Below are 24,434 nucleotides of genomic sequence, written 5' to 3' on the forward strand. Positions count from 1 at the left end.
AATGAAAAATAAAGAAGCCGAAGCAGACAGTATTGATCCCCGATTGTTCGTAGGCGGTGCGGAGAAGGCTCTCCGCGTTCTGCGGGCTTTCCAGGACCATCGGCATCCGCAAAGCCTGACCGAGATCACCGAATCGACTGGCCTGGGACGCAGCGCCACGCAGAGGTTCATCTACACGTTGAAGGCTCTGGGATATCTGCGACAGGACAAGTTCACCAAACGCTACACGCTGTCCCCCAAGGTCCTGGATTTCGGTTTTGCCTATCTGCGCAACGATTACCTTGTCGAGAAGGCGTTCCCCTACCTTCTGGAAGCCAGCAAACGCACGGATGAAACCGTCAACCTGACCGAGCTCGACGACACGGAGGTTATCTATGTCTCCCGGCTGCCCAGTCGCAACCTGATCAGTGTGGACATCCTTCTCGGACAACGCTTGCCCGTTTACTGCACGGCACCCGGACGAGCCATCCTGGCAGGAATTCAGCCCGAACAGGCGACCGACATACTTGAAAGGTCGGATCGCCAAGCCCGGACCAAACACACCATCACCGAGCTTTCCGAAATCGAAAGGAAGCTCGAGGAAATCCGTCACTTCGGATACGCACTGAGCGATCAGGAATCCTTCCTGGGTGACATTTCGATTGCCGCGGCCGTTCGCAATCATGCAGGGGACGTGGTGGCCGCCATAAACATTGCAGTCCCCCATCCGCGCTGGTCTATCGCGGAGGCCGAACGTGACTTGGCACCCGTGGTGATCGAAACGGCCTGGGCGATCACGAAAGCCTTGGGGGGCCGGAAGATCTAGCGCCCCGGCGTTGCCCGGACTCGCTCCAGAACCATCTGCCCGGCAACGATATCCGCCAGGGCAACGCCGGGAAACAGGAAGGCGATACGCTCCGAAGCACTCCGTCGTCCCTCGACGTCACCCGTCTGCAATCCCGAGAGGTCGCCTGAGAAGGACATTGCGGAGAACGCGGCGTTGTTGTGAGCGAGTGCCGCACTCTGCTCGAGATCGTCCGTCAGGCAGCGATCGAATTTCCCGACGGTGGTCGCATCCCACGACCGCCCCAGGTCCACCATGGACACGAAAGCACCCTCGGGAAGGACACGCGCATCAAGGAACCCTTCCAGATCACGATGGGCCGGAACCGTGGTTACGACGATGTCACTCGCAGCCAGCACCTCTCCCGGATGGGAGCAGGCAACCGTTTCCAGGTCGTAGCAATCCGCAACATGTTCCTCGAAGGCTGTCACGCTCTGCCGGCGAGGGCCGTATAGGGCAACCTGGCGGACGGGAAATTCCTCAGCGAATGCCTGGAGATGCGTTCGTGCCTGAAACCCGCAACCGATGAAGCCCAGCCTCTTCGCTTCGGGCCTCGCCAAGGACCGGGCGGCCAGCAGGGACAAAGCAGCCGTTCGCAACCCGGTCAGATACCCTGCTTCAACAACTGCGATCGGCGCCCCGGTCTCGACATTCGACAGGATCAGGTGCGCATGAATATGCGCCAGACCGCGGCTGCTGTTGGACGGAGACCCTGCGACCCATTTCACGCCCGCAGCGACCCCGGGGACCAGCGCGGGCATCGAATGGAAATACGCATCCGAGCCGCTGGGGTGCATCCCGGTCTTCGCCGGCATCATGACGACCCCTTCAGAGCGCTTTCGAAACGCCGGAACAAGCGCATCCGCCAATTCGCCGATCGGCAGGGTTGTGCGCCTTACCTCATCATCGGTGAGATAGACAGGTGCTGTCATCCGGCTGCCCCTGCGGCTTCCCGGCCAGTACGAATTGTTCCAGATGTTGGCCCAGGCGACTTGGTGGGAAATCTCTCGGGCCGAAAGGCGCTGATATCAATCTCGGGGCTTTCACCCGATGCCAGTGCCGCAATGATCCGCCCGGTCGTTGCACTCGCCGTCAGGCCTGTATGACCATGCCCGAAAGCCAGGAGAACATCCGGATGCAGATGCGAACGGCCGATCACCGGCAGGGTGTCCGGCAAACTTGGCCTGGGCCCCATCCACGAGATCTGCTGGTCGAGATTCAAGTCGGGAAGGTTCTCTGAGGCCAATCGCGTCAGCATGTCAATGCGCCTCTGCTTCGCGGGACGCGTTATGCCGGCAAACTCCGCCGTGCCCGCAACACGCAATCCCGCGGTCATGCTATTTGCCACGAACTTTGCCTCGGCGAACATCACAGGACGGTTCAAACTGACAGCCGGTTCGCCAAACATGACGTGATAGCCTCGCTCGGCGACCAGGGGAAAATCGTGCCCGAGCGCTCCCGCCAGCTGTGCGGACCATGCACCTGCCGCCAGGACCAGCGTATCAAACTGTATTTCCTCTCCCCCGGCCCGCACGCTCACACCGCGCGGACCACCTGGCATGATATCCTGGACCTCTGCCTGAATGTATCGTCCCTGCCGGCTCTTGAAGTCGCTTGCCAGTGCCTTGACCAACCCGCCGGGATCCAACACCGCGCCATGTCCCTCCAGCAGAACGCCGCATGCAAAACTGTCGGGTAACGCAGGCTCCAGATCCTGCAATTCCTGGCCCCCCACCTCGCGCATCGGGATGCCAAGATCCCGGCGCAGCTTCCACCCAAGCCGATCCGCTTTATAAGCGGCAGTGGTTTTATATACGTGCAGGTACTCGCTGCGGCGGAGCAAGTGATCGCATCCCGCCTCGCTCGCCTGGTCCAGATGATCGATGAGTGCCGGGGCGTGGAGCCGGCGCAATGCCGTGCTGGCAGTATGAACGCCCTCAGCGGTCGCCGTACGCTGAGCCTGGAGAAACCAGCTGGCCAAGCGGGGCACATCGCGCAAGTCAATCGCCAGAGGTCCATCCGGGTCCAGGAGCCATTTCGGAACGTTGCGCCAGGTTCCCGGCAGGACCAGGGGGATGCAGGAACTCGTCGCTATAACGCCGGCGTTGCCGAAGGAACAGGCTTCGCCCGGCTCCAACCGATCGATCAAGGTGACCTGGAACCCCCGCTTCTGGAGCTGCCATGCACAGGAAACGCCGACGATACCGGCACCCACTACGGCAATCTGCCGTTCCTGATCCTTGCCCATCGTCACAGCCCCTTCTCATCCTTGCGGGCAAACCAGGACATCGCCACGGCCTGCCCCAGCCGGCGAAACGCAGCAAAAGGATATTTCGGAAGACCTCGCGCCATCGGCGCGGGAAACGCCTGCCCCCCTCCCGCAATATGCTCCGCCAGCCGTCGGCCTGCATGAATGCTGCAGGAGACACCGCTGCCGATATACCCCATGGCATAGTGTAACGTCCTGTCGTCTTCCGCCGTTGCGACATGCGGGATGGAATCCCGGGTCAGCGCCACCCAGCCACCCCAGAAATAATCGGCGCGCGGGTGCTGCATGAAAGGAAACTTCCTGCCGACTGCGGCCAACAGGGCGTCTCTGTGACGCGCCATGGCCTCGGGCCCGGGGCGGACCGGCCCCTTTCCGCCAAGCATGATCCGATCGTCGGGAAGACGACGATAGTAATACAGCATCTTGCGGGTATCGCTGATGCAGTCCGTGGTATGAAAGTTTCCCTCGGCCTTCTCCTCGGCCGTCAGGGGTTGCGTCACGACCACGTTGGACAGAACGGGCAAGAGGCGACTGCGCAAGGGAGCAAACAGCTTCTCCACGGAATAGCCGTTTGTTGCGATGACCACATGCCGGGCCCGGACTTCGGCCGCCGGCGTGCTCAGGCGATGATACGCACCCTCCTTGTCCAGTCCGATGACAGGGGTTCCGCCATGGACACTGGCGCCAGCCTCGCGGGCCGCATTCACCAGTCCGTAGGCCAGTTTCACCGGATGCATGGCAAAGGACACCGGCCAGCGCAAGGCAGCATAAGCCTCTCCGCCACGGACATGCTCTGCCGCCAGGCGTTCACCGTCCAGGAAATCGACATCCAGACCAAAGCGTTCTCGAAGCAGCGCTGCTTCCGTCTGCAGGGCGGAAACCTGTCCGGGCCGGTGGGCGACTTTCAGCCAGCCTTCCGGCATGACCTCGCAATCGATAGCAGCTTCGGCAATGGTATCGCGCACGGACTGCAAGGCGGCCAGGGCTTCGGAGAACATTTCATCGGCAATGTCGCGACCCCAACGACGGTCCCACTCTTCATAGGGGATGCGCCCGATGGCGGGGCGCGCAAAACTGCCGTTGCGACCGCTGCATCCCCAGCCAGGACGATTGGCCTCCAGGACCGCGACCGGTCCGATCCCCTGCCGGGCCAGGTAGTAGGCTGAGGACAGGCCAGTATATCCGCCCCCGATCACGGCAACCTCACAGGTCATATCCTGCTTGAGTACGCCATCATCAGGCGCCGCCGGTCCGGCTGTCGCATGCCAGTAGGTGTCCGGGGCCTCCTCGCCATGAACGGGACGCTTTAGAGCCAAGGGGTCTGCGTAAGTCGGAGCCTGGTCGCTCATGCCTTCTCTCGCCGACGCCGCATGTACTCGGAGAGGAGAATGATCGCGGTCATGAACAGCAGGACCATCGCGGCCACAGCAGCGAGCGTGGGAGAAACCTGAAGAAGGGCATTGTCCCACATCTGCCTGGGCAGCGTCGTCATCGTCCCGCCTGCGAGGAAGAGGGCGATCGTCAGTTCGTCGAAGGAGATGACGAAGGCGAACATGAAGGCGGCGATCAAACCCGACTTGAGCAGGGGGAAGGTAACATGACGGAATGTCTTCGCCTTGTTGGCCCCAAGCGTGTAGGCCGCCTGGTCAAGCCGCTCGTCATATTGCTTGAGAATGGCGACGACTGTCACGACGACGTAGGGCACGGCCAGCACGGTATGACCAATGGCCAGGCCGATGGTCGTGCCCACAAGACCGATGCCTGCGAAAAGATAGAACAGCGAGACCGCAATGATGATGTTCGGCATGATGATGGGCGAGACCAGGAAGCCGATCAGGGCCGTCTTGTGGCGTGAGCGCCTGACGATATGGAAGGCCGCCGGTACCCCGAGCAGCAGCCCCATGGTGCCGGCCAGCAGGGCGACGACCAGCGAACGCACAGCCGCCTCGATCCAGAGGGGGTCCTGGAATACGGACTCATACCACTTCAGGGAGAAGCCCTCGGGCGGCCAGCCCAGGAAGTTTCCCTCGGTAAAGCTGACCGGGATGATGAAGAAGGCTGGACCGGCCAGGAAAAAGAGGATCAGGCCGGCGACAAGCCACAGAACCCGCCGACCCGCCGGAGCTCTCGGGCGGTCGGGACGGGTTGGGCGCAGCATCTCGACGCCGCGGCCTATGGTCTCACAGACGAACGCCAGTGCCTCGATTATCCAGCTGCCAAGTTTGCGCCCGCCCCACCCGATCGGATTGCGCCAGGGTTTGTCATCGGCACGCATGGCTCCGCCCGACAAGGTGGACAGGCCCACAAGGCGGTCATAGAAGAAGAACACGATCAGGGCCACGACCAGCAGCATCACGGCGATGGCGCCCGCGAACCCCCAGTTCAGCAGGTCCTTGATCTGGAAGATAATCAGCTGAACGATCACGGTTTCCTGCTCACCGCCCAGCAATGCGGGGGTGATGAAGAACCCGAGCGCGGTAATGAAGACCAGCAGTCCGCCGGCCGCCATGCCAGGGATCGACAGCGGCAGGTAGATACGCAGGAAGGCCTGGGAGGGCCGCGCCCCCAGCGTATTGGCCGCGCGTGTCAGATTCTGGTCGATGCCCTCCATGACGGACAGCATGGTCAGCACGCACAAGGGCATGAGCGCATGCACCATGCCGATCATCACGCCCGTGAAGTTGTAGAGCATGCTCGGCATCTCCGGCAGGCCGAGAGCAGCCGCGAACTGGTTGATGGCGCCATTGCGGCCGAGCAGAACGATCCACGCGAAGGTGCGAACCAGGAAGCTGGTCCAGAACGGCATCAACACCCAGATGATCAGGAAGTTGCGCCGGTTCTTGCCCACCGTGGACAGCAGGAAGGCAACAGGATAGGCGGCCAGCACCGAGAAGACCGCCGTCCAGCCGGCAATCTTGAAGGTTGTCGCCAGGACTTGCCCGACGACAAAGGATTCCCGCAGCTTCAGATAGTGATCCGGCGTGAAGCCGCCCTGCTCTCCGCTGACGCTCTGGCTGAGCAGCAGAACGACAGGATAGACAAATGCAGCTGCCAGGAACAGCAGGGCAGGCATGAGGGGCCACGGCAACCGCCCCCGGGATATCCTTGAGACTATTGAGCCCATCATTGCGCCATTCCTGCTCATTCGTCCGGAAGCACGACGGCACGCTCTGAGGCCCACCCCAGACGCAGGGATTCGCCGTTCGCCGCAGACGCGCCTGTCTGGGTCAAGGACTTGGTAAAGAGCCGCTGGTCGGACCCGATGGTGAAGAAGCTTTGCGTCGTACTGCCGCTCATGACCTCTTCAGTGAAGCGGGCCTCGAGCACATTCTCCGCACTTTCTCCCTGGGCGAGCACCTGAAGCGTTTCCGGTCGGACCATCATGCGCACATCCTGGCCGATGGTAAGGGTATGGTCGCTCACCCCGCGCACGCGCGTGCCGTCCGCAAGATCGACCAGCACGGTTCCATTATCCTCTCCAGCCACGCGGCCGCTCAGCAGGTTCGCCTCACCAAGGAAATCGGCGGCGAACAGGGTGCGGGGCCGGAAATACAATTCCGTCGGCGTGCCTAGCTGCTCGATGCGCCCCTCGCGCATCAGGCAGATGCGGTCGGACATGACCAGGGCTTCCTCCTGGTCATGGGTGACGTAGAGCACTGCGATATTGAGTTCCTTGTGCAGGCGCTTGATCTCGAGCTGCAGCTGCTCGCGGAGCTTCTTGTCGAGCGCGCCGAGAGGCTCGTCCATCAGGATGACGGAGGGCTCGTACACCATGGCACGTGCAAGCGCGATGCGCTGCTGCTGCCCTCCCGACAGCTGGCGCGGATAGCGCGTCGCCACGTGCGGCAGCTGGACGATCTCCAGAACGCGCTCCACCGCCTCCGTGGTTTTGTCCTTCGGCCACTTGCGCATCTTCAACGCGAAGGCGATGTTGTCGAAGATCGTCATATGCGGGAACAGGGCATAGTTCTGGAAAACCATCCCGATATCCCGCTTGTACGATGGCAGGAAGGTCGCCAACCTCCCATCGATGTGAATTTCGCCGCTGTCGGGCTCGTTCAAGCCGGCAATTGCCAGGAGCAAGGTCGTCTTGCCGGAACCCGAAGGCCCCAGCAGAGTGAGGAACTCCCCATCCGCAAGGTCCAGATCGGCGCCCTCCAAGGCAACGAGGTCGCCGAACGTCTTACGGAGCTGACGGACTTGAAGTTTCTTCTGCACCTGTGAGGTGGTCATTTACACATCCCCGTCGCGGGTAGGGCCGCAGCGAAGCTGGGACAGCCTGTAAGGAAATCGCCAAGGAGGGACGATGCCGGAGTTTACCGGCATCGTCCCCGTAACTGCAAAACACTGGGCGTTACGAGAGGAGCCATTCGTTGAAGCGGCTTTCCGCTTCTTCCTTGTGCTCGCCCCACCAACCCTGGTCGGCCAGGGTCATGCGCTCCAGGTTGTCAGGTGCCGTGGGCAGGAACTTCGCCCGCTCCTCCGAGATGAAATCATAGGCTTTCGGGTTGGTCGGCCCATAGGCGAGCTTGTCCGTAAAGGCCGCCTGTCGTTCCGGATCGGCACAAAACTTGATGAACTCCCGACCCAGGTCCGCTTTGGGGTTCCCCTTTGGAATACTCCAACCCTCGATGGAATAGAGTCCCTGATTCCACTGTATGCCCACCGGAGCACCATCGTCGATCACGGTCTGGGCACGCCCGTTCCAGGTCGGCAGCATATCGACTTCGCCGCTCGCCAGCAGCTGACTGGTCTGCGCGCCGCCTGTCCACCACACATCGACATGCTCGCGGATCTCATCCAGCTTCGCCAATGCCCGGTCGATATCCAGAGGATACAGGTCCTCCATCGCCACGCCATCCGCCATCAGTGCGATCTCGAGCGTGTCGATCGGGCTGCGGCGCAGTGCCCGCCGACCCGGGAAGGTCTCGACATCCCAGAAATCGGCCCAAGATTCGGGCGCCTTATCCGGGAATGTGTCGCTGCGATAGGCCAGGATCGTGGCGTAGACATCCGTGCCCATCCAGACATCGGTTCGGGCATCGGACATGATATTGTCCATGTGCTCCCCGGACCAATCCAGTTCCTCCAGCAGGTCCCGGCCGCCCAGCAGAACCTGGTCGGCTTGCGTGACCGTCACAACGTCCCAGCTGTAGGAGCCCGTCTCCACGATGGACTGGACCTGACTGGTCGGCTGGTGTTCACGAGCCGTGTTCGCAACCGTATGCCCGGTTGCCTCCTCGAAGGGGCGATAGAAGGCTTCCCCGAATGCGGCTTCGAACGGCCCGCCGGGATCGGCAACCGTCAGGCGTTCCTGAGCCAGGGCATTGAAAGGCAGCCCCATGGTACCGGCAGCCACGCCGGCCCCTGTTGCGAGAAGCATTTCCCGCCGTGTCAGCGGGAAGATCTTGTGATGTTTTGTCCTAGACATGATTGTACTCCCAATCCTTTGTTATACTTGGCGGAATCAGTGTTCAGCCGGCCCCAGCCGGGACCATGACGCGCCGCAAGGCCTCACCGATTCCCATGACGTCATCGACTACGCTTGCACCCGCAGTCTCCAGCGCGGCACGTTTTCCGGGTACATTCTCTTCAGGTGACCCAAGCATGGCGCCCGCATGTCCCATGCGTTTGCCCGGCGGGGCATGCAAACCGGCGATATACGCTACGACAGGCTTGCGCATACGGGTCACCCGCTCAGCTGCATCAAGTTCGCTGCGTCCTCCGATCTCGCCGATAAGCACGACAGCCTCGGTCTCGGGATCAGCCTCGAACAGGTCCAGCACTTCGCCATGGCTCATCCCCACCACGGGATCGCCGCCAAGACAGGCGACGGTACTCTGCCCCAGGCCATGGGCATTCAAGGTTTCGATGACTTCATAGGTCAGCGTTCCGCTCTTCGAGACGATCCCGATCGGTCCGCGGCGCAGCAGCGCGGCGTTCAGATCCGAGAGGTTGGCCAGGTCCGGGCTGATGCAGCCGGCGGCGTTGGGACCCAGAACCCGCACGCCGCGGCTTCTCGCATAGGCCGAGATCTGGATGGCATCCATGATGGGCACGCCCTCGGTATAGATCACGAGCGTGGCTATGCCGGCATCGATGGCCTCCAGCGCGGCCTCGCAGGCCAGGGGCGCGGGCACGGAAACGAAACTGCAATTTGCCCCGCTCGCCGCCACGGCCTCGTAGCAGGAGGCGTAGACCGGCAGGTCGTCGACGGTCTCTCCCGCCCGCTTGGGCGAAACCCCGCCAACGAGCGGGCTGTTCTCGGCGCGCATCTTCTGGGCCAGGTTGCGCCCGGTATGGCCCGTGATGCCCTGGATGAGGATCCTGCTGTTCGCGTCGACAAGGATCGCCATCAGACAAGCTCCCTGGATTGCGTCAACGCCTGGATGGCCGGTGCCAGATCCTCGAAGACCTCGAAGCCCTGGTCCGCCAGAAGGGAGCGCCCTGCATCGCTGTTGCGCCCCTTCAGGCGGACGACCACCTGACCTTCGAGAGGCGCGATCTGCTGGGCCTCGATCAGCATTCTTGCCAGTTCGTCGCACAGCGCCGTATGCATGTAGGCATTGAGGAAGGTGGCCTGCGGACCCGCAGCGACCACGGCCTGAAAGACCCTGCCGAGCACCTCGCCGCCGGCGAGGACGGAGCCGCCGAGATCGACGACGGCCCGCACCCGCAGACCGGCCTGGCAGAGGATATCCAGCGTGGCCATCATCAGCCCCGCCCCGCTCACGACCGCAACGATATCTCCGTCCGGATCGATCTCGATTCCCACCGCTCCGGCTTCTGCCACGGCCTGTTCAAGCTGGGACATGCGTGTCTGGGAAGGCTCTCGGGATTCTGTGATTGCCTGGCGGCGGAAGGCGGCGTTGTCGTCCAGGCTGACCTTGGCATCCGCGGCGACGATATTCCCGTCGCCGGTCACCACAAGCGGATTGATCTCCACCAGTTCGGCATCCTCCGAGATCATCAGGGAATAGAGGGAGCGCACGACCCCGGCCAGCTGTTCACGCGCCTCCACGCCAACCCCCAGCCACCTGGCAGCGGCGGCAATGTGGAATTCCCGCAACCCCAGGAAGGGATCTATCGGCAGGCGCAACAGTGCGTCTGCCGGCGCCTCCTCGACATCAATCCCTCCTTCTGGGGAGGCCAGAAGCACCGGACAGCGCCGATCCCGGTCGACGGCAAACGCAAGATACAGTTCCCGCGCGATATCGAGACATTCTTCCAGATAGACCTCGCTCACGGTCTCGCCGTCGAATATCAGAGACTCCATCTCGCGGACGGCATCCTGAGCCGTTTCGGGACCATCCAGGACGCGAATGCCGCCTCTCTTTCCACGCTTGCCACTCGCGACCTGCGCCTTGAGAACAATCCGGCCTTCACAGCCCGGCAGGTCAGGCCAGAGCGCTCCCTTGGGAATCGGGATTCCGTGTCGGTGCAGAAGCGCCTTGCCCTGATACTCCAGCAAGTCCACAGCGTCGTACCTCCCTTCGGGCCTATCAGGCGTTCTGCTTGCGCTTTGTGCGCTCGGCGAAGAATGCCTCCATCATGCGCTGCGGCTCGCCACTGGCGTAAGCCTCTTTCTGGTTCCGGCTGCCGGCAGCAAGGGCATCCTCGAACCCGGGCTGGGTCATCTCCGCAAAGCGACGCTTGTTCAGTGCCATGGCCACCGGGGGTTTTTCCGCCAGCTGGCCCGCCACCTCCATCGCCTTGGCATGAACCTGCTCCGCGAGCACAAGGTGGTGTATGAGGCCGATATGATGGCACTCCTCTCCGTCCATCATGCGCCCCGTCAGTGTAAGCTCTATGGTTCGCGACAGACCCAGCATCTCCTTCATGAGCCACGGCCCCAATGTGCTGGCGATCCCCGAATTGATCTCCGGCTGCCCCATCTTGCTGCCCGCATGGCCGATGCGAATGTCACACTGCAGGGCCACCTGGAATGCGGAACCGGCGGCCACGCCGTTCAGAGCGGCAATCAACGGCTTCGACATGCCGCGTATGGCACTGTAGAGGGCACGCCACTCCTCGATCCATTCGCTCGCGCGCTCGGTATCGAACGACTTGGTCTCGTTCAGGTCCTGTCCGGCGGAAAAGGCTCGATCACCCGCCCCGGTCATGATCACGGCGCGAACCTCTTCATCGGCATTCATCGCCTCGAGGGCCGCCGCAAGTTCCCGGCGCATCGGCGAATGCCAGGCGTTCAGCACATCCGGACGGTTCAAGGTTATGGTCCCCACCTTTCCTTCCGTGCTGACCTTCAGGAATTCATACATTCTTTGCCTCCTAGCGTTTTCGTGTGTCGTGTTCGCCCTATCGCCGCGCTTCGAAGAAGCGAGCCATCTGGGCCTGCGGCTCCCCGGTGGCGATAGCTTCCGATTGATACTGAACGGCAGCCGTCTCGGCCTCGGACAGGCCGCGGCGCATCATTCCTCTCAGCATTTCCAGGGTCAGTCGCATCGCGACCGGTGGTTTTTCGGCGAGATGGAGAGCCATGGCTTCGGCGCGCTCCAACAACTGGTCAGGCGGCCTGGTCTCCTGTACGAGCCCCCATTCACTGGCCTCTTCTGCGGTAAAGACGCGGCCGGTGAGCACCAGTTCGCGCATCCGGGCCTGACCGAGATGGGTCTGCAACAGGTAGCTGCCCGCAATGGCGGGAAGGCCCACGTTGATCTCCGCCATCAGGAACCGGGCCGTTGGCACGGCGACACGCAGGTCCGCCATCAACGCAAGCTGCAGTCCGGCCCCCGCGGCCGTGCCGTTGACCGCCGCAACGATGGGTTTCCGACATTGGCTAACGGCGGCAAAGAAGCGCTGCCAGGTGTCCATCCAGGCATCGCCGGCTTCCGGGGAAAGCTGTTGGCTCTCATGCAGGTCCTGCCCGGCACAGAACGCGCGCGCGCCCTTTCCGGTCAGAACGACCGCCCTGACCTCATCATCCTCGGAAGCAGCATTCAGTGCCTCCGCGATGGCCGTTCGCATATCCGTATCCAACGCATTCAGCCGCTCTTCACGGTTCAGCGTCAGACACAGCAGCGAGCCTTTGCGCTCGAGTTCGACTCCCAACACAGCCTCGTTATTGAATAGCAATAATCATTATTGTTGTTCAATTACTATGGCGTGCCTTGGCTCGCCCTGTCAATCCTTTGCAAAGATTCATCTTTCGTGACGGTATGGAGGCCAGGCTCTCGCAACTGAAGCCTTCCGCCCTAGAGTGCAGGCGTTTGCCTTTCCTGATCGACGGAACGTCGACTCACGTCAACAGAGCGTTGGCGTCAGGCCTTGTCACGACAGAACACACATGACCGTTTCCCTATTTCGCCGGGGAAGTCAGGGCCGCCTCGCTCCAGAGGCAGGCGGCTCCTCCATGGCCTCGTCGCCGAGGTCATGGGACTTGAGTGAGGACCAGGTGGAAAAGGCCAGGGCATGATGGAGCGTGGCCGCCAAAGCCGCGCATCGCCCATCCGAGACCTCGAAATGGCGCAGAAGGTCCTCGCCGATGTCATACTGGGACTGCTGGACCTGGTTCATCGGCTTCTGCAGGGCCGGAACCGCCTCGACATCCCGGAATGAGACGTGCCACATGTGCTCGGTCCGGCGGTAGTAGGCGAAGAATGCGGCCAGCGCAGCCCGGGTTCGCTCGAGCCCCGTCTCGTTTTCCAACCACCCTGCCGGGTTGGGCAGGGGATTGAGCGACAGCTAGTGCGCCGCACGCGCCGCTCAAGCTGGACTCCCTTGCGGTCGCCCGACAGCTTTTATGGTCGCGGTGTGGCCAACGAACGGACACTTGTGTAGCTTAAAGTTGTAGAGCTTTCCACAACGTACAGTACTGCTGTGCGGTTTAGCGGCGGGGAAAAGATTCATGACCGGTGATGGGACTATTCGCAGGGGACAACTGAGACACAGCCTCAACCAACTGATCGGTGCCGGGGTCGCGGCTGGCGTCGTCTCTGCGCTCGTGAAGTCAGGCGTGGAGACGCTGTTACCCCCAAGACTGCCAGACGCAGTCCCTCCGCCCATCGGCCTGCTCGAACTCTTCGGCTTCAATGCGACGGGGATGACCTACCAGTTCTCGGAGCAGGTCGTGAACTGGGGCGGGAACGGGGTGCATATTCTGTTCTCGGTGGTGATTGCCGTGGCCTACTGCCTGCTGGTCCAGGCCAAGCCCATCCTTCGCACAGGACAGGGCATTCCCTTTGGGCTGGCCATGGGGCTGGGGGCGCACATTATCGTGCTGCCGATCATCGGGGTCGGGCCGATGTTCTGGACGATCCCGCTCGAAGGATATGTCTCGGAAATCGTCGGCACGATCATCTGGATCTGGACGATCGAATGCGTTCGACGCGCCCTCCTGGCCGACGCCCGATCCAACTGACTGCCCATTCCCCGTTCATAGGAAACACTGAAACAACTATAATGTCCGGTAACGCATAATCTGAATTTAAGTATGCATTAAAATCAATTAGTTACCAATTTATGCGTTACTCTATTATTCTCAAATCATGATGCATAAATTGCATCTACCGAACATTATCTATGCATAAAATGCGTTTACCGAAACAGAAAACTCATAAATTGCATCTACCGAAATTTCGGCTCAAAAAAGAGCACTCTTAAGTCGATTTTTAGAGATGTGAATAAAAAAAAGGAGCCCTAATCCAGGGCTCCTTTTCATACGACATACGTCTATATTGTTTGGGATGGTTCCCTTATGCCGCGAAGCGGCAATCTATATGACTGTTGTCGTTTGCACTTTCCATCTTCTCGACGTGAGTAGACTTTAGGTTCGGCAGTCTACCTTCTCGTCTTCTCCGGTAGATATCCAAATCGCGGGGGCCAATAACAGCTACCAGCTTCATACCGCTCAAGTCTTTGGTCCGCCACCTGGCCGGACGCTTTGAGAAGCCCAATTCGCGAGCGAGCTGGCGCCCCATTACGTACTTCCGATTAAAGGTTTCGATATCTTTGCGGGCCACTCGATAGCCTTGCGGAAGTCGCTTGGTAAAAGTCGTCTCCCCAACAATCTGGCTACGAATTAGAGTGGACATCTCACCTTCCGAAACCCTGAGCATCTCAGCAGCCTCTGCGACAGAGAGCGTGTCCTTATCTTCCTCAAAGTAACTATTGAATGAGTCCCATACATCACAAGTCTCGAACAGCAGAGCATCGAAACCCGCTTTCGTATCATCAAAGCCCTTTGCAGGCAGCATACCCTTATTCATTAGCTGCAGCAGGACCGAAAGTTTAATTCCTTTTTGACTTGCCGCTGAGACCACCTGCCGAAAATCCATACCATCCTTTAAAGGGGTTTTCTGGGCGCCATCCTTCAAATGATTGAGAAATGAGAACACTTCGTCTGGGTCAATTGTGTATCCACGAGCATTCTCCAGGTCAGGCAAGAGGCATAGCTCTACAGGAGATGCTTTGAGTAGGTCATGCACGCGCCTGCGGTCCATCCCCAAGAGTCTGGACATCTCCTCAAGACAAACCTGTCGAGATAGCTTAGCCGCAAGCGCATTCACATCAGAAGCATGATACCTCCTAGTTTTCCCAAAACCTGTCGTCCCAATCTTACGCCAGGCCTGTTTGGTTTTCAGACGCTCCATCTGGCGTCGAGTAACTCCAAGCACTGCCCGAGCTTCCTTCATTGAAATCCAGGTCACCGCACAGCTGCGTGCAAGCCCTCGACCGACAAACCCGATAGGCAGGTCAGGTCTTTCATTTACATATGCAACGTATGCCTCTCGAATTGTGGGCCAAATACCCGTATCTCCTCCTTTGGTCATAGTCTTATAGATAGGTCCAAACATGGCCGTGACACTGGAAGCGTTTTCCTGTTGTGCTTTCATGCAACGAGCATCCAGAATCTTGTGGAATGCACCTGGCCACTTAGCCGCCACCCGAGCTCCGGCGGATAGGATGGCATGGGAATCTTCGCGACGAAGCGTTGCCTTATCGAGGATTGCGCCATTCTCTCGAACCAAAGCGGCCCGACCCAAATAACCAAATGCTGTCAAAAGGTCCGGCAAATCGAGGCCAGCGAAGGGCGGAGATAATGTCGTTTTCCCGGCGAACAATCCCAACCTGATGCCGACCTCTTTCGCAGCCAACAAATCCTTATTCAGCACCTTTTCGCCTTTGGCTAAGCGCAGGTCGAACCCACACTTGCATGTCGTGAGTGAGGGTGTGGTCCATGAGAGGGCCCCATCACAGAACGGGCAGTGTGATAACAGCTTGCACTGGTGTTTCACGCACACTTTCATAGGCAAGAGTTCCCAAGAGATGCGTCGATAACCTTCTTCCGACAGACACTCCGGACAAATCCTGGGCTGCTGCAAGCAAGTGGCGAAGCGAGGAAACTTTACACCAAGCACATTGACGTGCTCATCATCCCAGTGGATGTGGGCTCGTTGACGAAGAAAATCTTCATCCAAACTGGTTAGAAGCGCCATCCGCTTTGACCAGTCCGAATAGTCGAGTTTAGTGCGCGCCTGAGGGGCATCAATCAACTCTCCAATTCGCTTTGTGCTTTCAAGGCTAAATGCGTCAGAAAGTTTCGTAATGAGACCACTGACACTCTCGTCTTTATGCATCTTGATTTGAGCAGGAAGACTATTAATAGTATATGTGTAATCCATTAGTAAATTCCCGCTCTAAATTCACTTAAGCTTTTGGGTGCTTTTCTCTTATTTTTCCCCGAGCCATCGTCGTCGTTAAAATTATCTGGAATCGAACTATTAAATAGATTTTTGAGTTTCTCCTTATCACACGAAAACGGGTCTTCTTTCCCCTCTGCCCACATCTGCTCGCGATAGACATATGCAATCAGTTCATAGGAAAGACTATCCTGGCCCTGTTCGAGCGCCTTCTGGATGGAAATTCTCAAAAGTTGAGATACCAGGCCAATTAGGCCATCGGTGGCGTAGTGAAGACGAATTGCCATCTCAGGAGTTGAGAACTCATATCTATTAGGTAGCGGCACAGAATCCTCAAAGTCTTTCAGGCAATTTACGAATCTCTGATGGGATTTTTTGCTACCAAGACGGAACCTATCCAGAGTCAGATTTTGCCACCCTCGATTCAATACCTGTTTATCTCCCTTAACCACACCACGAACCTCAGGCATGCCAGCAAGCACGATTGATGTTTCCCCGGAATTCAGGAGCGTCTTGATAAAGTCGGCCGCTGGGCTATGACCTGAACGCGAATGCAATTGTCCATGATTGGTCAGGTGCTGAAATTCATCGAAGATGAGAACGCGTGTCTTATGATAGTTCAGGGCCTTCCGAACCCTTGAGACAAGGGAAGCTTCAGATTCCCTCGTGGAAACATGATGACCAAGCAACTCGGTTAGTGTCGCACTCGCTAGCGTTTTCAATGTTGCTTTGCTAGGCGTCTCCACATAGAGGACAGGAACGGACTTGAATTGTACATCCGGCACAACTCCGCTAGTGAAGGAGTCACCATATTCACGATTCATCTCCTCAGTGAATACTGAAAGTAATTCAGATTTTCCAGTGCGGGACGGCCCTGTCAGAGTCACCTGTGTCGAACCGCCAGGCATCGCCCCATAATGATACAACTGTTTTAGTTTCTCCCAGTTTTCCATAACTTCTGTATGGAAAACAAAGGTACCCTTGAAATCCACTAATTTCTTACGAATTTCGTTTTCATTCTGCTTGTCGGAAAACATTGAAAATGAATTCATTTATAATCTCCTCATAAAATATTATCGTTTACTTACCACGAAACGCTCATATACATCTTCATCTTCTTCTTCGAAAGGAAATTTAAATTCCTTATCAGTTTCCTGAGAATCCGAGTGACTTTCTGTTGTAAGTTCCGGATTCACTTCCGTTGGTTCAGACGAGCTTTCATGCTCGGTCTTCAGGTCTTCCGCGCACGTGATGTTCGCAACATCACGTCCTTCCCCCATCATACGCTTCAGCCTGGTCAGTCCCTTAGTCGCAGTTCGCTCAGAGTACGTAGAAATCATTTTCATTAGAGCGGCCTTTGCTCTGATAAGATTCTCGAAGTTATCGGTTTTGAGACCTTTCTGGCGAACGGCACTCATAATTTGTCTATGAACCTCACGCGTCAGGTTCTTCGTATACGACTCCGGTGCCGAGCACTTCAGAGTTACGTATTCTTTGGTTCCCGGTACCAGAAACTTGACATAGCTGATGTCAGCAGGGTCATACCGCACCTGAACCTCCATAGAAGGAGTTTCAGTATTGGGTTTATGAAGGCCTCTATTCTCTTCCAAGACCTCGCTGGCCCGCATATTTGGTGGGTACCGCAGACCGAAGAGCTCAATCCCCTTACGGCTTAAAGTACGCTTTTCATAACCACCCAGCAGGCAGTCCATATCAGAATAATCTCTTAGAATAGTAACAGTATGTTCCCGGACACCTTCATCCCAAGCACACTGAGGCGTTCTTAGATTCATTCCATCACCTCTGTGCGGCGTTTGATTGTAAATATCCACAATATATTTTGTTAAGAGATGCCGGAGTTCTTCCAGATAGATACAAGCATTTTCCGCCGAATCATATCGACCTTTCTCCTGGATATTTGAGAAAGTTGTCCCTGGAATCTGGTGAATAATCCCGTTCTGGCTTCCAAAAAAGCGCTCAACGGCACCTTTATGCTTAGGAGTTCCGGCAGCACAGTGTGTAAGATTAATGCCAAGCTGAAGGCATGCAGTTTTGAGAGCACCTCCGTGAAACTCGGGGCCATTATCCAAAACTAACTCCTGGGGTTTGCCATAGGCGTTCCAAGCATTATCAAACTCCCCAAGATGCTCTAGTCTCTTCAGAATAGGTTTCTTGGGCATGACCATGCTTCTCATGGCACACATGACAGCTTCGCCACCTGGCGGTGCAAAACCGATGTAATAACCCACAACCATGCGCGTTGCCCGACAAAGGAGCACCGTCATCGTTGGGCGCCCTAAATTGTGGCCATCATCTGATAGAACATTCACATCAAGGGTTGTGTGGTCCGCCTCCACGATACGCATTGGAACTGTAGGTGCTTCGCGCACACCAACAGGGTCATATTTATTAGAGGCAGCTTGTTCGCCATCTCGAGCTTTAGCCACCTCCCTAGCATTAAGTTTATGAAGCATACGTGTTACCGTAGGTTCGGACGGGTAATGCAACTTCTGGTCCTCTGGCAAATTGTCATTGTGTGACAGCAAGATTGCGCATAGCGCATCGCGTACGGCTTTGATTGGAGGGCGCTCGGGTTTGCAGTAGGTACGCACTTCCGAGTGTAATTCATCCATCACTTGATTGGCGTATACAGGGCCAACTTTTTTCGTATAGTCCGCAAGGAGTTTGTTAGTGCGGTTCCCACGCCTATCCGTAGCCGGAACTAGACCATAAATCCCTTTGTCCAGGTACTCTTTAAACCACCTATTCAGGGTGTCAGCCGATGGCGCAGTGAATCCTGACGAACCATCGCTAGATTCCCTTTCAATTCTATCACCACGCTCCCTAGCAACTTTTCTAATCAATAAGTCTAGATAAGTCTTTGAGCGGGGAATATTGGCGTTTTTTAGAGCTTCACAGTACTCCAGCCTTGCGAATGTAGTTCTTTTATCTTCCTCTGATAAATCAAGAAGATTAATTTTACGACTGTCATCATAGAATCCATCTGAATCAAATTTCACATCCAATTCAAGGTTACCAGATTCATATGCCTCCTCCATTTGCTTATGAGTGAGAAACTTATTAATATTCTCATCCTTCGTTTTGAACAAATAGCATCCATCAGACGTGGTCTCTTGAAAAACAAGAAACTTCTTTCTGAATTTCACGCACTCACCCTTCTTAATTTTATAGGTAATCATTATGATTCTCCCAATTTACAATTACTAGTGTTTCAGAATTAATTTCTTCTGATAAATCTGTTTTAAGAATACGGTTTGCGATTATTGCAAGTCCCATATAGTAATTGCAGTCAACCAACCTGCAAACATCGCCCAATGAGATTGGACAACTAGGCAGCGCATGGCGAACGGCCATTGATGAAACATCACTCAGCTCGCGCTCTCTGTAGGAGAATAGCGATTGGCAGTTACGGAGAAGGGGTTGTTTTCGAATAGAGTATTCGGTTAACAAGCGATAATTGATTCCGCGCTCCCATGCAGCTCTTTTTGCAGCCCTTGCTACATTCCTATACTTTTGTTTTTTAGCTTGCTTTCGATACTTCACCTCGACGAGCTCATAATGCCCATCTGAATACTCAACCAGGAAGTCAGGGATGTGCTTTACGGACCTCCCCTCTACCTCGAGCTTCATCACTTCAGGCTGTGGGTAGAAACTCACAACATTGAAGTCATATTCAAGGAGATACAGGTAGTCCTTCTCCAACGTGGATTCCCACGGGACTGAGGCGCCAATCTTCCTGCTTTGGAAGTAGCCATTCCATTTGGTTGTTTTCCGCGTGATGGGATTTCGCACACCAACAGCGATATACTCTGTGCTGTTACGCACAGCTCGCCTTCCAGTGCGAGACGCACTGGGCACATACTTTTTAGACATTGGGATAAACTCCCGGAGAGTCTGAACCTAGTTGTGGGATGGCGGCCTAAGTAGACCGCGTAGGCTCAGCCGCGTATGAGGCGGGCAGACTCCGAGACGGCTCGGCTGCGAGCAAAAGCTGCATTATGTTGAAGGGAGTATTTCATTGGAGCCGTCGTTCCGAGAAAGTTGAGGCTGGGATATGATCAAAATTCTGATTTGGAGTCAATAATTTTTTTTGCGAACTCCACCAATGAGCACTCCAGAAAGCAGCAGATGTCCCTGTGATACTAGGATTATTGCGCCTCTCCAGATGATTCAACTCTGATACATTTTCCTACTGCTTATGAATTACCATCCTCTTCCAATTTTCACTTTAGGGCCCATTAGGAAAATATTAACCATACCCATAAGTACTACCCACTCTTGGGAATTGACTTCCTCAAAGAACTTCAGAGATCATCCACTCATTATGCAACAGACACCTGCCCCATCCTCAATCAAGACTGGCGCGCTTGCCGCCATGGCAGGTGGAGTCCGTTCTTCGATAATACGCTAACCACTCCCCCATCGAACCCGTTTCATGGCTTTGGGCATGCTGTGCCCAATCGTCGGAGGTTAGTGTTATGTCGAGTCTATCAATCAATCATTTGCGCCTCCTATCGGAAGAAGCCGCCCAGGTGAGCAACGAGGCCCATTCCGCCGCGGAAGGGCTGAGTTTCCCACCACAGAAGGTCGTCAATTGTGATAGCGAGCCACGTTTCCGTAGTCAGCTCGCGCGCGATCTGAGTTGCCTTTTCGATGCGGATCCTGAAATCGTGTCCTGGCGATGCTTGGCAGGGACCGTGACAAGCACCGATCATGAGGGCATCCAGCGCATTCATGTCCCGGATTTCCATGTGTATCGACTTGATGGCACACACAGTCTGGTGGATGCCCTTCCAGCTGGATCGGTCGCAACCCAAACCGAGAAGAGCCCTTTGTCAGCACCGGTGATGGATCCGGAGCCGGATTACCGCGTGGTCCGTGAAGAAGAGATCCGCGGGGGCTACAAGCTCATGAATGTAAAGGATCTTCTTGACGCCTGTGTTGAGCCCGGATCTCTCGAGGACCGGATCAAGCTTCTGGCGTTGCTGGACGCTTGTGGCCCATTACAGATCATTGAGTGTGTTCAGTCGCTTATGATGAGCACCAGTGCGATCAGCATCATCGCATATCTCTATTTCAAGCATCAGATCATAGTCGACCTGGAAGATAGTCCGATCGGCCCCGAAACCCTCATTTGGCGGCCGTAAGCCGCCCTTAGGGTTTCCTCTTCCAAACGGATCTTCCGGAGGCCGCGGGTGCTGATTGCGGTGCCATTCAGCTTCGCTAATGGCTGCTGCATACCCAGCTCGTGCACTCCGGAAGGCTTCAGACTTCCAGGAACAATATCATGAAAGACAAATTTAAACGCGCACGCCTTGAGGCCATCTTTTCCCGTCGTAGCAAGCTGGCGATCAAAGGCCTTCACCTTCCTTCGACAGTGGAACTCCTGCACAGCATGCCCTTTCGCGAGGAGCATCTTATGACGGATGCTCAAGAGTTCATCCATCGTCTGTACAAGCGATGGCCGGAACTCCCTGACGAGGAAGCTGAGCTCCATCAATGCCTGAAAGCCGTGCAACATGAGCCGGGTGCTGAATCTTTCAGAAGGGCGGCCCAGGCATTCCGCGCCATCAAGACCGATCGCAATCGGATTGCACGTGAATATGACGCACTTCGCTTCGACTATTATGCCGCCAGCATGCGTTGTCCGGAATCCGCGCGCCGGGTTGCAGTGAATATCGTCTATCTCGCTCTATCGGACAAAAAGCTTCATCATGGCTTTTTGTTGCTAATTGAACAGGCCCTGGGCTGGTCATACTTGGCAGCGAAACTGGATCAGGCTGAGCTGGACGACATCAGCACAGCGTTATCTTCCAACGAAATCCGGGATCGGATTGAGCATGAGGGAAGCCAATTGATCAACCTCCTCGTGTCTGAATGGAAAGAGCGGGAGACGGCCAGAAGGAGAGTTTTTGCGTGGCCGGATGGCAATGACAAATCGGAAAAGGACAAGTCAGAACCCGGGGAACCTGGTCTTGTGGTCATCAAGGAAATCGGCAATCCGGATACCTCGGAGGGTAAGACTGTACAGAGAACCTACCGCCGTCTGAAAAGCGCTAAGTTGCCGCTCATCCCACGACCAGACCTTCAGGACGTGCGGGAACAGCTTTTGGCGGAGTTTCCGCATGCTCAGCAGATCATCGACACCATGCTTAATGACCTCACGATGCGTACGGAAGTCTATATCCGGCCTACTATTTTCATTGGTACGCCGGGTACAGGGAAGACACGGTTTGCTCAACAGTTTCTGAGTGCGTTGAAGGTACCGAATGAGACGTTTTCCTGTGGTGGGGTCTCCGATGGTGCAATTGCGGGCACACCACGGCGTTGGTCGACAGGGGAGCCTTCCTTGCCGATCAATCTGGTGCGGCGCTTCAATTGCGCTTCGCCCGGAATTATCATGGATGAGTTGGAGAAGGCGGGCTCTTCACGACACAACGGCAATCTTGTCGACGCGCTTTTGGGCATGTTCGAACCACAGTCAGCAAGGAACTGGCATGACCCCTATCTCGAAGCCAATGTCGATATCTCGCAAGTCATCTGGCTCGCTACTGTGAACAGCTTGGACACACTCTCAGCACCATTCCGCGATCGCTGTCGCATCATCACTTTCCCAGAGCCAGGGCCGGAGCATCTATACAAGATTGGGAATTCGCTCCTGGTACAGGCCTACGAAGAGTTGGGAATGGACAAACGTTGGGCGCTTCCCCTGACCGGGAAGGAGCTGGACATTCTCGGCTCCTACTGGAAGGGCGGCTCTGTCCGGCATCTGCGGCGACTCATCGATGCTGTGGTGGCCACTCGCGAGAAAATGACGAATCAACATTGAGGGCTGAAGGATGAGATACCCACATACCTCAGCCTTCAGCATAGGCTGCAAACGGCAAACCCGAATAGGGTCTGTCCTCTCAATATGACCGGGTCACCACAGCGTGGACCGGTCATTTCATATCTGGCCCAGCGTGTTCCCTTTGGATCGCATCATTTGAGCTCCATGTAGCGTGCGATGCCTCACTGCAATTGGCTTTCCACCGATGTAGTCACAAACAAGCCGGGTCGGCATAGAATGCCTCGTCTAGCCTTTTGCTCTATCGGCCTGAAAGCCAGGGGATGATGGATGAACAAGCTCGAGGCACTTACCCGAAAAAGAGCGGACGCCCGTTTGAAAACGGCACAGGCCTGTGTCGAGCAAATATGCCAGGAGGCAATAGAGGCCGACATCCAGATTTCCGTCATCGGGTCCTTGGTAGACGGAAGCTTTTACCTCCATTCTGACATAGACCTACTGGTTCATGGGAACATGAACCCAACACGGCGCTTGATGATCGAGCGGTTGGTTGCAAGGCATATCAAGGAAACGGGCATTCCCTACGACCTCTTCTACGCTGCTGACCTAACGCCAGAGGATTTTTGGAGGCTGACTGGTAACGATAGATAGATACGCTGTCTTCGCCGGGGTATGTTCAGAAAGCCCTTGAAAGATCAAGGATTAGCTCTTCAACCCTACTGCTACCAGCGGGTCGCGAATCACTCAGAATCAGAGTACAATTTTCGATCGATGATTCGAAGGTGAGAGCGTTGAATCAGTATCCGAAAATCCTCGCGGATATATCCAAACAGCACGAACTGACACGTTTAGCTGTGCACCCTATGGTTAAAAGGGTCGAAGAAGTCGTTCAAAGGCATGATGCCCTCAGTCAGTTTTACGACCGTATACAGTCACCTGACTTCAGTTCCTTTACGGAACTGAGCGAAAGGCTGAGTTCCGGCCCATATGCACATGCCCTTGCACGACATAGAGAGACAGTTGACGAGATCAACGCATCCGTCGAAAGGATGCTCGAGCCTTACCGTGAGACGATGGAGAAAGTCAGGCTGTCTCCTGGTTTCGAGGCCCTGATGAACATTGGCACGGCCGTATCGCGGCTGCCGCCATATAGTGATGACTTGGCAACTTCGTTGCGTGGGGATCTTGGTGACTGGCGGGGATCCCTTGATTGGCCTGGAGACATCTTTACCAACCTTGATGCACGCACTGATTTCTACAGGGATCTTGGATTTGATCGGGAACTGACGTCGGGTTCTCTCGAGGACAGCAAGGAAGGCCTGCGCTGTTCGGGACTGCAAATTCCTGAGCCTCATCTATTGGATTTGCACACCCCACCTTTGCCATTAGCTGATGATGAGGAAACCGAGGAAGCCTTTGAGCGCACGAATGAAGCTCACAACTGGCTTATGCGATTGGAAAGCGAGCTTCGAGCTTTCGTCGTCAGACAGATGGAGCACTTTTATGGACCGAATTGGGTCGAGACACAGGTACCCAGGGACATCCTTGTAAAGTGGAAGACTAAGAAACACAGGACGGAAAAGGGTGGGGCGGTCAGCAGATCATTGATCCACTATGCGGACTTCACGGATTACGAAAAGCTGATTGTCAAGAAGGACAATTGGCGCAACGTATTCCATCCATATTTCAACCGCCCGGAAAGCGTTCAGGAGAGCTTCGACCGATTGCACCCAATACGCTTGGACACGATGCACGCGCGGACGATTACCGAGTACGATAAGTTGCTTTTGTATGTTGAGGCAACGCGCTTACTGCACTCAATCCGGTAGGCCGCTCATAATGCAATCTGGTCACCAATGGCAGAGTGTTACCCAG

21 protein-coding genes are annotated in these 24,434 nt (G+C 56.3%); 6 read left to right on the forward strand and 15 right to left on the reverse strand.

All coding sequences use genetic code 11. The annotated features are described in order from the left end of the window. Window position 1: 1 nt before the first annotated feature. Window positions 2-805: an IclR family transcriptional regulator gene (locus ACFOW6_RS11845; protein WP_382422579.1), complete on the forward strand. Its 804-nt coding sequence runs from the start codon at window positions 2-4 to the stop codon at window positions 803-805. On the opposite strand, the gene ACFOW6_RS11850 is transcribed toward ACFOW6_RS11845, so the two are convergent. The 11 genes from ACFOW6_RS11850 to ACFOW6_RS11900 all read right to left on the reverse strand — a co-directional run bounded on the left by ACFOW6_RS11850 (window position 802) and on the right by ACFOW6_RS11900 (window position 12,758). Beyond that, the gene (locus tag ACFOW6_RS11850; protein ID WP_382422580.1) at window positions 802-1,755 is read right to left on the reverse strand and encodes an ornithine cyclodeaminase family protein; all 954 of its coding nucleotides are present in this window, start codon (window positions 1,753-1,755) and stop codon (window positions 802-804) included. The genes ACFOW6_RS11845 and ACFOW6_RS11850 overlap by 4 nt on opposite strands. Next, window positions 1,752-3,071, reverse strand: a complete 1,320-nt coding sequence (locus tag ACFOW6_RS11855; RefSeq protein ID WP_382422581.1) for an NAD(P)/FAD-dependent oxidoreductase — start codon at window positions 3,069-3,071, stop codon at window positions 1,752-1,754. The genes ACFOW6_RS11850 and ACFOW6_RS11855 overlap by 4 nt, the downstream gene beginning before the upstream one ends. A 2-nt stretch (window positions 3,072-3,073) precedes the next feature. After that, window positions 3,074-4,441 carry an NAD(P)/FAD-dependent oxidoreductase gene (locus ACFOW6_RS11860; protein WP_382422582.1) on the reverse strand — a complete coding sequence of 456 codons (1,368 nt, stop codon included), beginning with the start codon at window positions 4,439-4,441 and terminating at the stop codon, window positions 3,074-3,076. Next, window positions 4,438-6,165: an ABC transporter permease subunit gene (locus ACFOW6_RS11865; RefSeq protein ID WP_382422583.1), complete on the reverse strand. Its 1,728-nt coding sequence runs from the start codon at window positions 6,163-6,165 to the stop codon at window positions 4,438-4,440. Before ACFOW6_RS11865 ends, ACFOW6_RS11860 begins: the two co-directional genes overlap by 4 nt. Before the next feature lie 68 nt (window positions 6,166-6,233). Continuing rightward, the gene (locus tag ACFOW6_RS11870) at window positions 6,234-7,325 is read right to left on the reverse strand and encodes an ABC transporter ATP-binding protein (RefSeq protein WP_382422584.1); all 1,092 of its coding nucleotides are present in this window, start codon (window positions 7,323-7,325) and stop codon (window positions 6,234-6,236) included. A gap of 121 nt (window positions 7,326-7,446) precedes the next feature. Continuing rightward, the gene (locus ACFOW6_RS11875; protein WP_382422585.1) at window positions 7,447-8,523 is read right to left on the reverse strand and encodes an ABC transporter substrate-binding protein; all 1,077 of its coding nucleotides are present in this window, start codon (window positions 8,521-8,523) and stop codon (window positions 7,447-7,449) included. Window positions 8,524-8,566: 43 nt separating this feature from the next. Then, entirely contained in the window at window positions 8,567-9,448 is an 882-nt protein-coding gene (locus ACFOW6_RS11880) for a succinate--CoA ligase subunit alpha (protein ID WP_382422586.1), read from the reverse strand. After that, window positions 9,448-10,569, reverse strand: coding sequence for an ATP-grasp domain-containing protein (locus tag ACFOW6_RS11885; protein WP_382422587.1), 1,122 nt, complete (start codon window positions 10,567-10,569; stop codon window positions 9,448-9,450). Before ACFOW6_RS11885 ends, ACFOW6_RS11880 begins: the two co-directional genes overlap by 1 nt. Window positions 10,570-10,594: 25 nt before the next feature. Then, window positions 10,595-11,371, reverse strand: coding sequence for an enoyl-CoA hydratase/isomerase family protein (locus ACFOW6_RS11890; protein ID WP_382422588.1), 777 nt, complete (start codon window positions 11,369-11,371; stop codon window positions 10,595-10,597). A 37-nt stretch (window positions 11,372-11,408) separates the two neighbouring features. After that, window positions 11,409-12,161 (reverse strand): enoyl-CoA hydratase/isomerase family protein, encoded by a 753-nt coding sequence (locus ACFOW6_RS11895; protein ID WP_382422589.1) that lies wholly within the window; start codon window positions 12,159-12,161, stop codon window positions 11,409-11,411. Window positions 12,162-12,425: 264 nt separating this feature from the next. Beyond that, the gene (locus ACFOW6_RS11900; protein WP_382422590.1) at window positions 12,426-12,758 is read right to left on the reverse strand and encodes a hypothetical protein; all 333 of its coding nucleotides are present in this window, start codon (window positions 12,756-12,758) and stop codon (window positions 12,426-12,428) included. A gap of 199 nt (window positions 12,759-12,957) precedes the next feature. On the opposite strand from ACFOW6_RS11900, the gene ACFOW6_RS11905 reads away from it, so the two are divergent. Further along, the gene (locus ACFOW6_RS11905; protein ID WP_382422591.1) at window positions 12,958-13,470 is read left to right on the forward strand and encodes a DUF1440 domain-containing protein; all 513 of its coding nucleotides are present in this window, start codon (window positions 12,958-12,960) and stop codon (window positions 13,468-13,470) included. A 334-nt stretch (window positions 13,471-13,804) separates the two neighbouring features. On the opposite strand, the gene ACFOW6_RS11910 is transcribed toward ACFOW6_RS11905, so the two are convergent. From ACFOW6_RS11910 to ACFOW6_RS11925, 4 genes are read right to left on the reverse strand one after another with little or no spacing between them, the layout of a single operon-like run. Then, on the reverse strand, window positions 13,805-15,733 hold the full coding sequence (locus tag ACFOW6_RS11910) for a TniQ family protein (RefSeq protein ID WP_382422592.1): 1,929 nt from the start codon (window positions 15,731-15,733) through the stop codon (window positions 13,805-13,807). Continuing rightward, on the reverse strand, window positions 15,733-16,803 hold the full coding sequence (locus ACFOW6_RS11915; RefSeq protein ID WP_382422593.1) for a TniB family NTP-binding protein: 1,071 nt from the start codon (window positions 16,801-16,803) through the stop codon (window positions 15,733-15,735). The genes ACFOW6_RS11910 and ACFOW6_RS11915 overlap by 1 nt, the downstream gene beginning before the upstream one ends. Window positions 16,804-16,824: 21 nt before the next feature. Next, the gene (locus tag ACFOW6_RS11920; protein ID WP_382422594.1) at window positions 16,825-18,951 is read right to left on the reverse strand and encodes a Mu transposase C-terminal domain-containing protein; all 2,127 of its coding nucleotides are present in this window, start codon (window positions 18,949-18,951) and stop codon (window positions 16,825-16,827) included. Beyond that, window positions 18,938-19,474 carry a TnsA endonuclease N-terminal domain-containing protein gene (locus tag ACFOW6_RS11925; protein WP_382422595.1) on the reverse strand — a complete coding sequence of 179 codons (537 nt, stop codon included), beginning with the start codon at window positions 19,472-19,474 and terminating at the stop codon, window positions 18,938-18,940. Before ACFOW6_RS11925 ends, ACFOW6_RS11920 begins: the two co-directional genes overlap by 14 nt. Before the next feature lie 776 nt (window positions 19,475-20,250). Between ACFOW6_RS11925 and ACFOW6_RS11930 the strand changes: the two genes are divergently transcribed. From ACFOW6_RS11930 to ACFOW6_RS11945, 4 genes are all read left to right on the forward strand, one after another. Continuing rightward, window positions 20,251-20,919 carry a hypothetical protein gene (locus ACFOW6_RS11930; protein ID WP_382422596.1) on the forward strand — a complete coding sequence of 223 codons (669 nt, stop codon included), beginning with the start codon at window positions 20,251-20,253 and terminating at the stop codon, window positions 20,917-20,919. Between the two features lie 140 nt (window positions 20,920-21,059). Next, window positions 21,060-22,601, forward strand: a complete 1,542-nt coding sequence (locus ACFOW6_RS11935; protein ID WP_382422597.1) for an AAA family ATPase — start codon at window positions 21,060-21,062, stop codon at window positions 22,599-22,601. Window positions 22,602-22,889: 288 nt separating this feature from the next. After that, window positions 22,890-23,210, forward strand: a complete 321-nt coding sequence (locus ACFOW6_RS11940; RefSeq protein ID WP_382422598.1) for a nucleotidyltransferase domain-containing protein — start codon at window positions 22,890-22,892, stop codon at window positions 23,208-23,210. A 140-nt stretch (window positions 23,211-23,350) separates the two neighbouring features. Further along, complete coding sequence (locus ACFOW6_RS11945; RefSeq protein ID WP_382422599.1) at window positions 23,351-24,388, forward strand: Swt1 family HEPN domain-containing protein; 1,038 nt, start codon at window positions 23,351-23,353, stop codon at window positions 24,386-24,388. The last annotated feature ends 46 nt before the right edge of the window (window positions 24,389-24,434 follow it).

The sequence above is a fragment of the Fodinicurvata halophila genome, assembly GCF_042651425.1.
GTDB lineage: Bacteria > Pseudomonadota > Alphaproteobacteria > Kiloniellales > DSM-21159 > Fodinicurvata > Fodinicurvata halophila.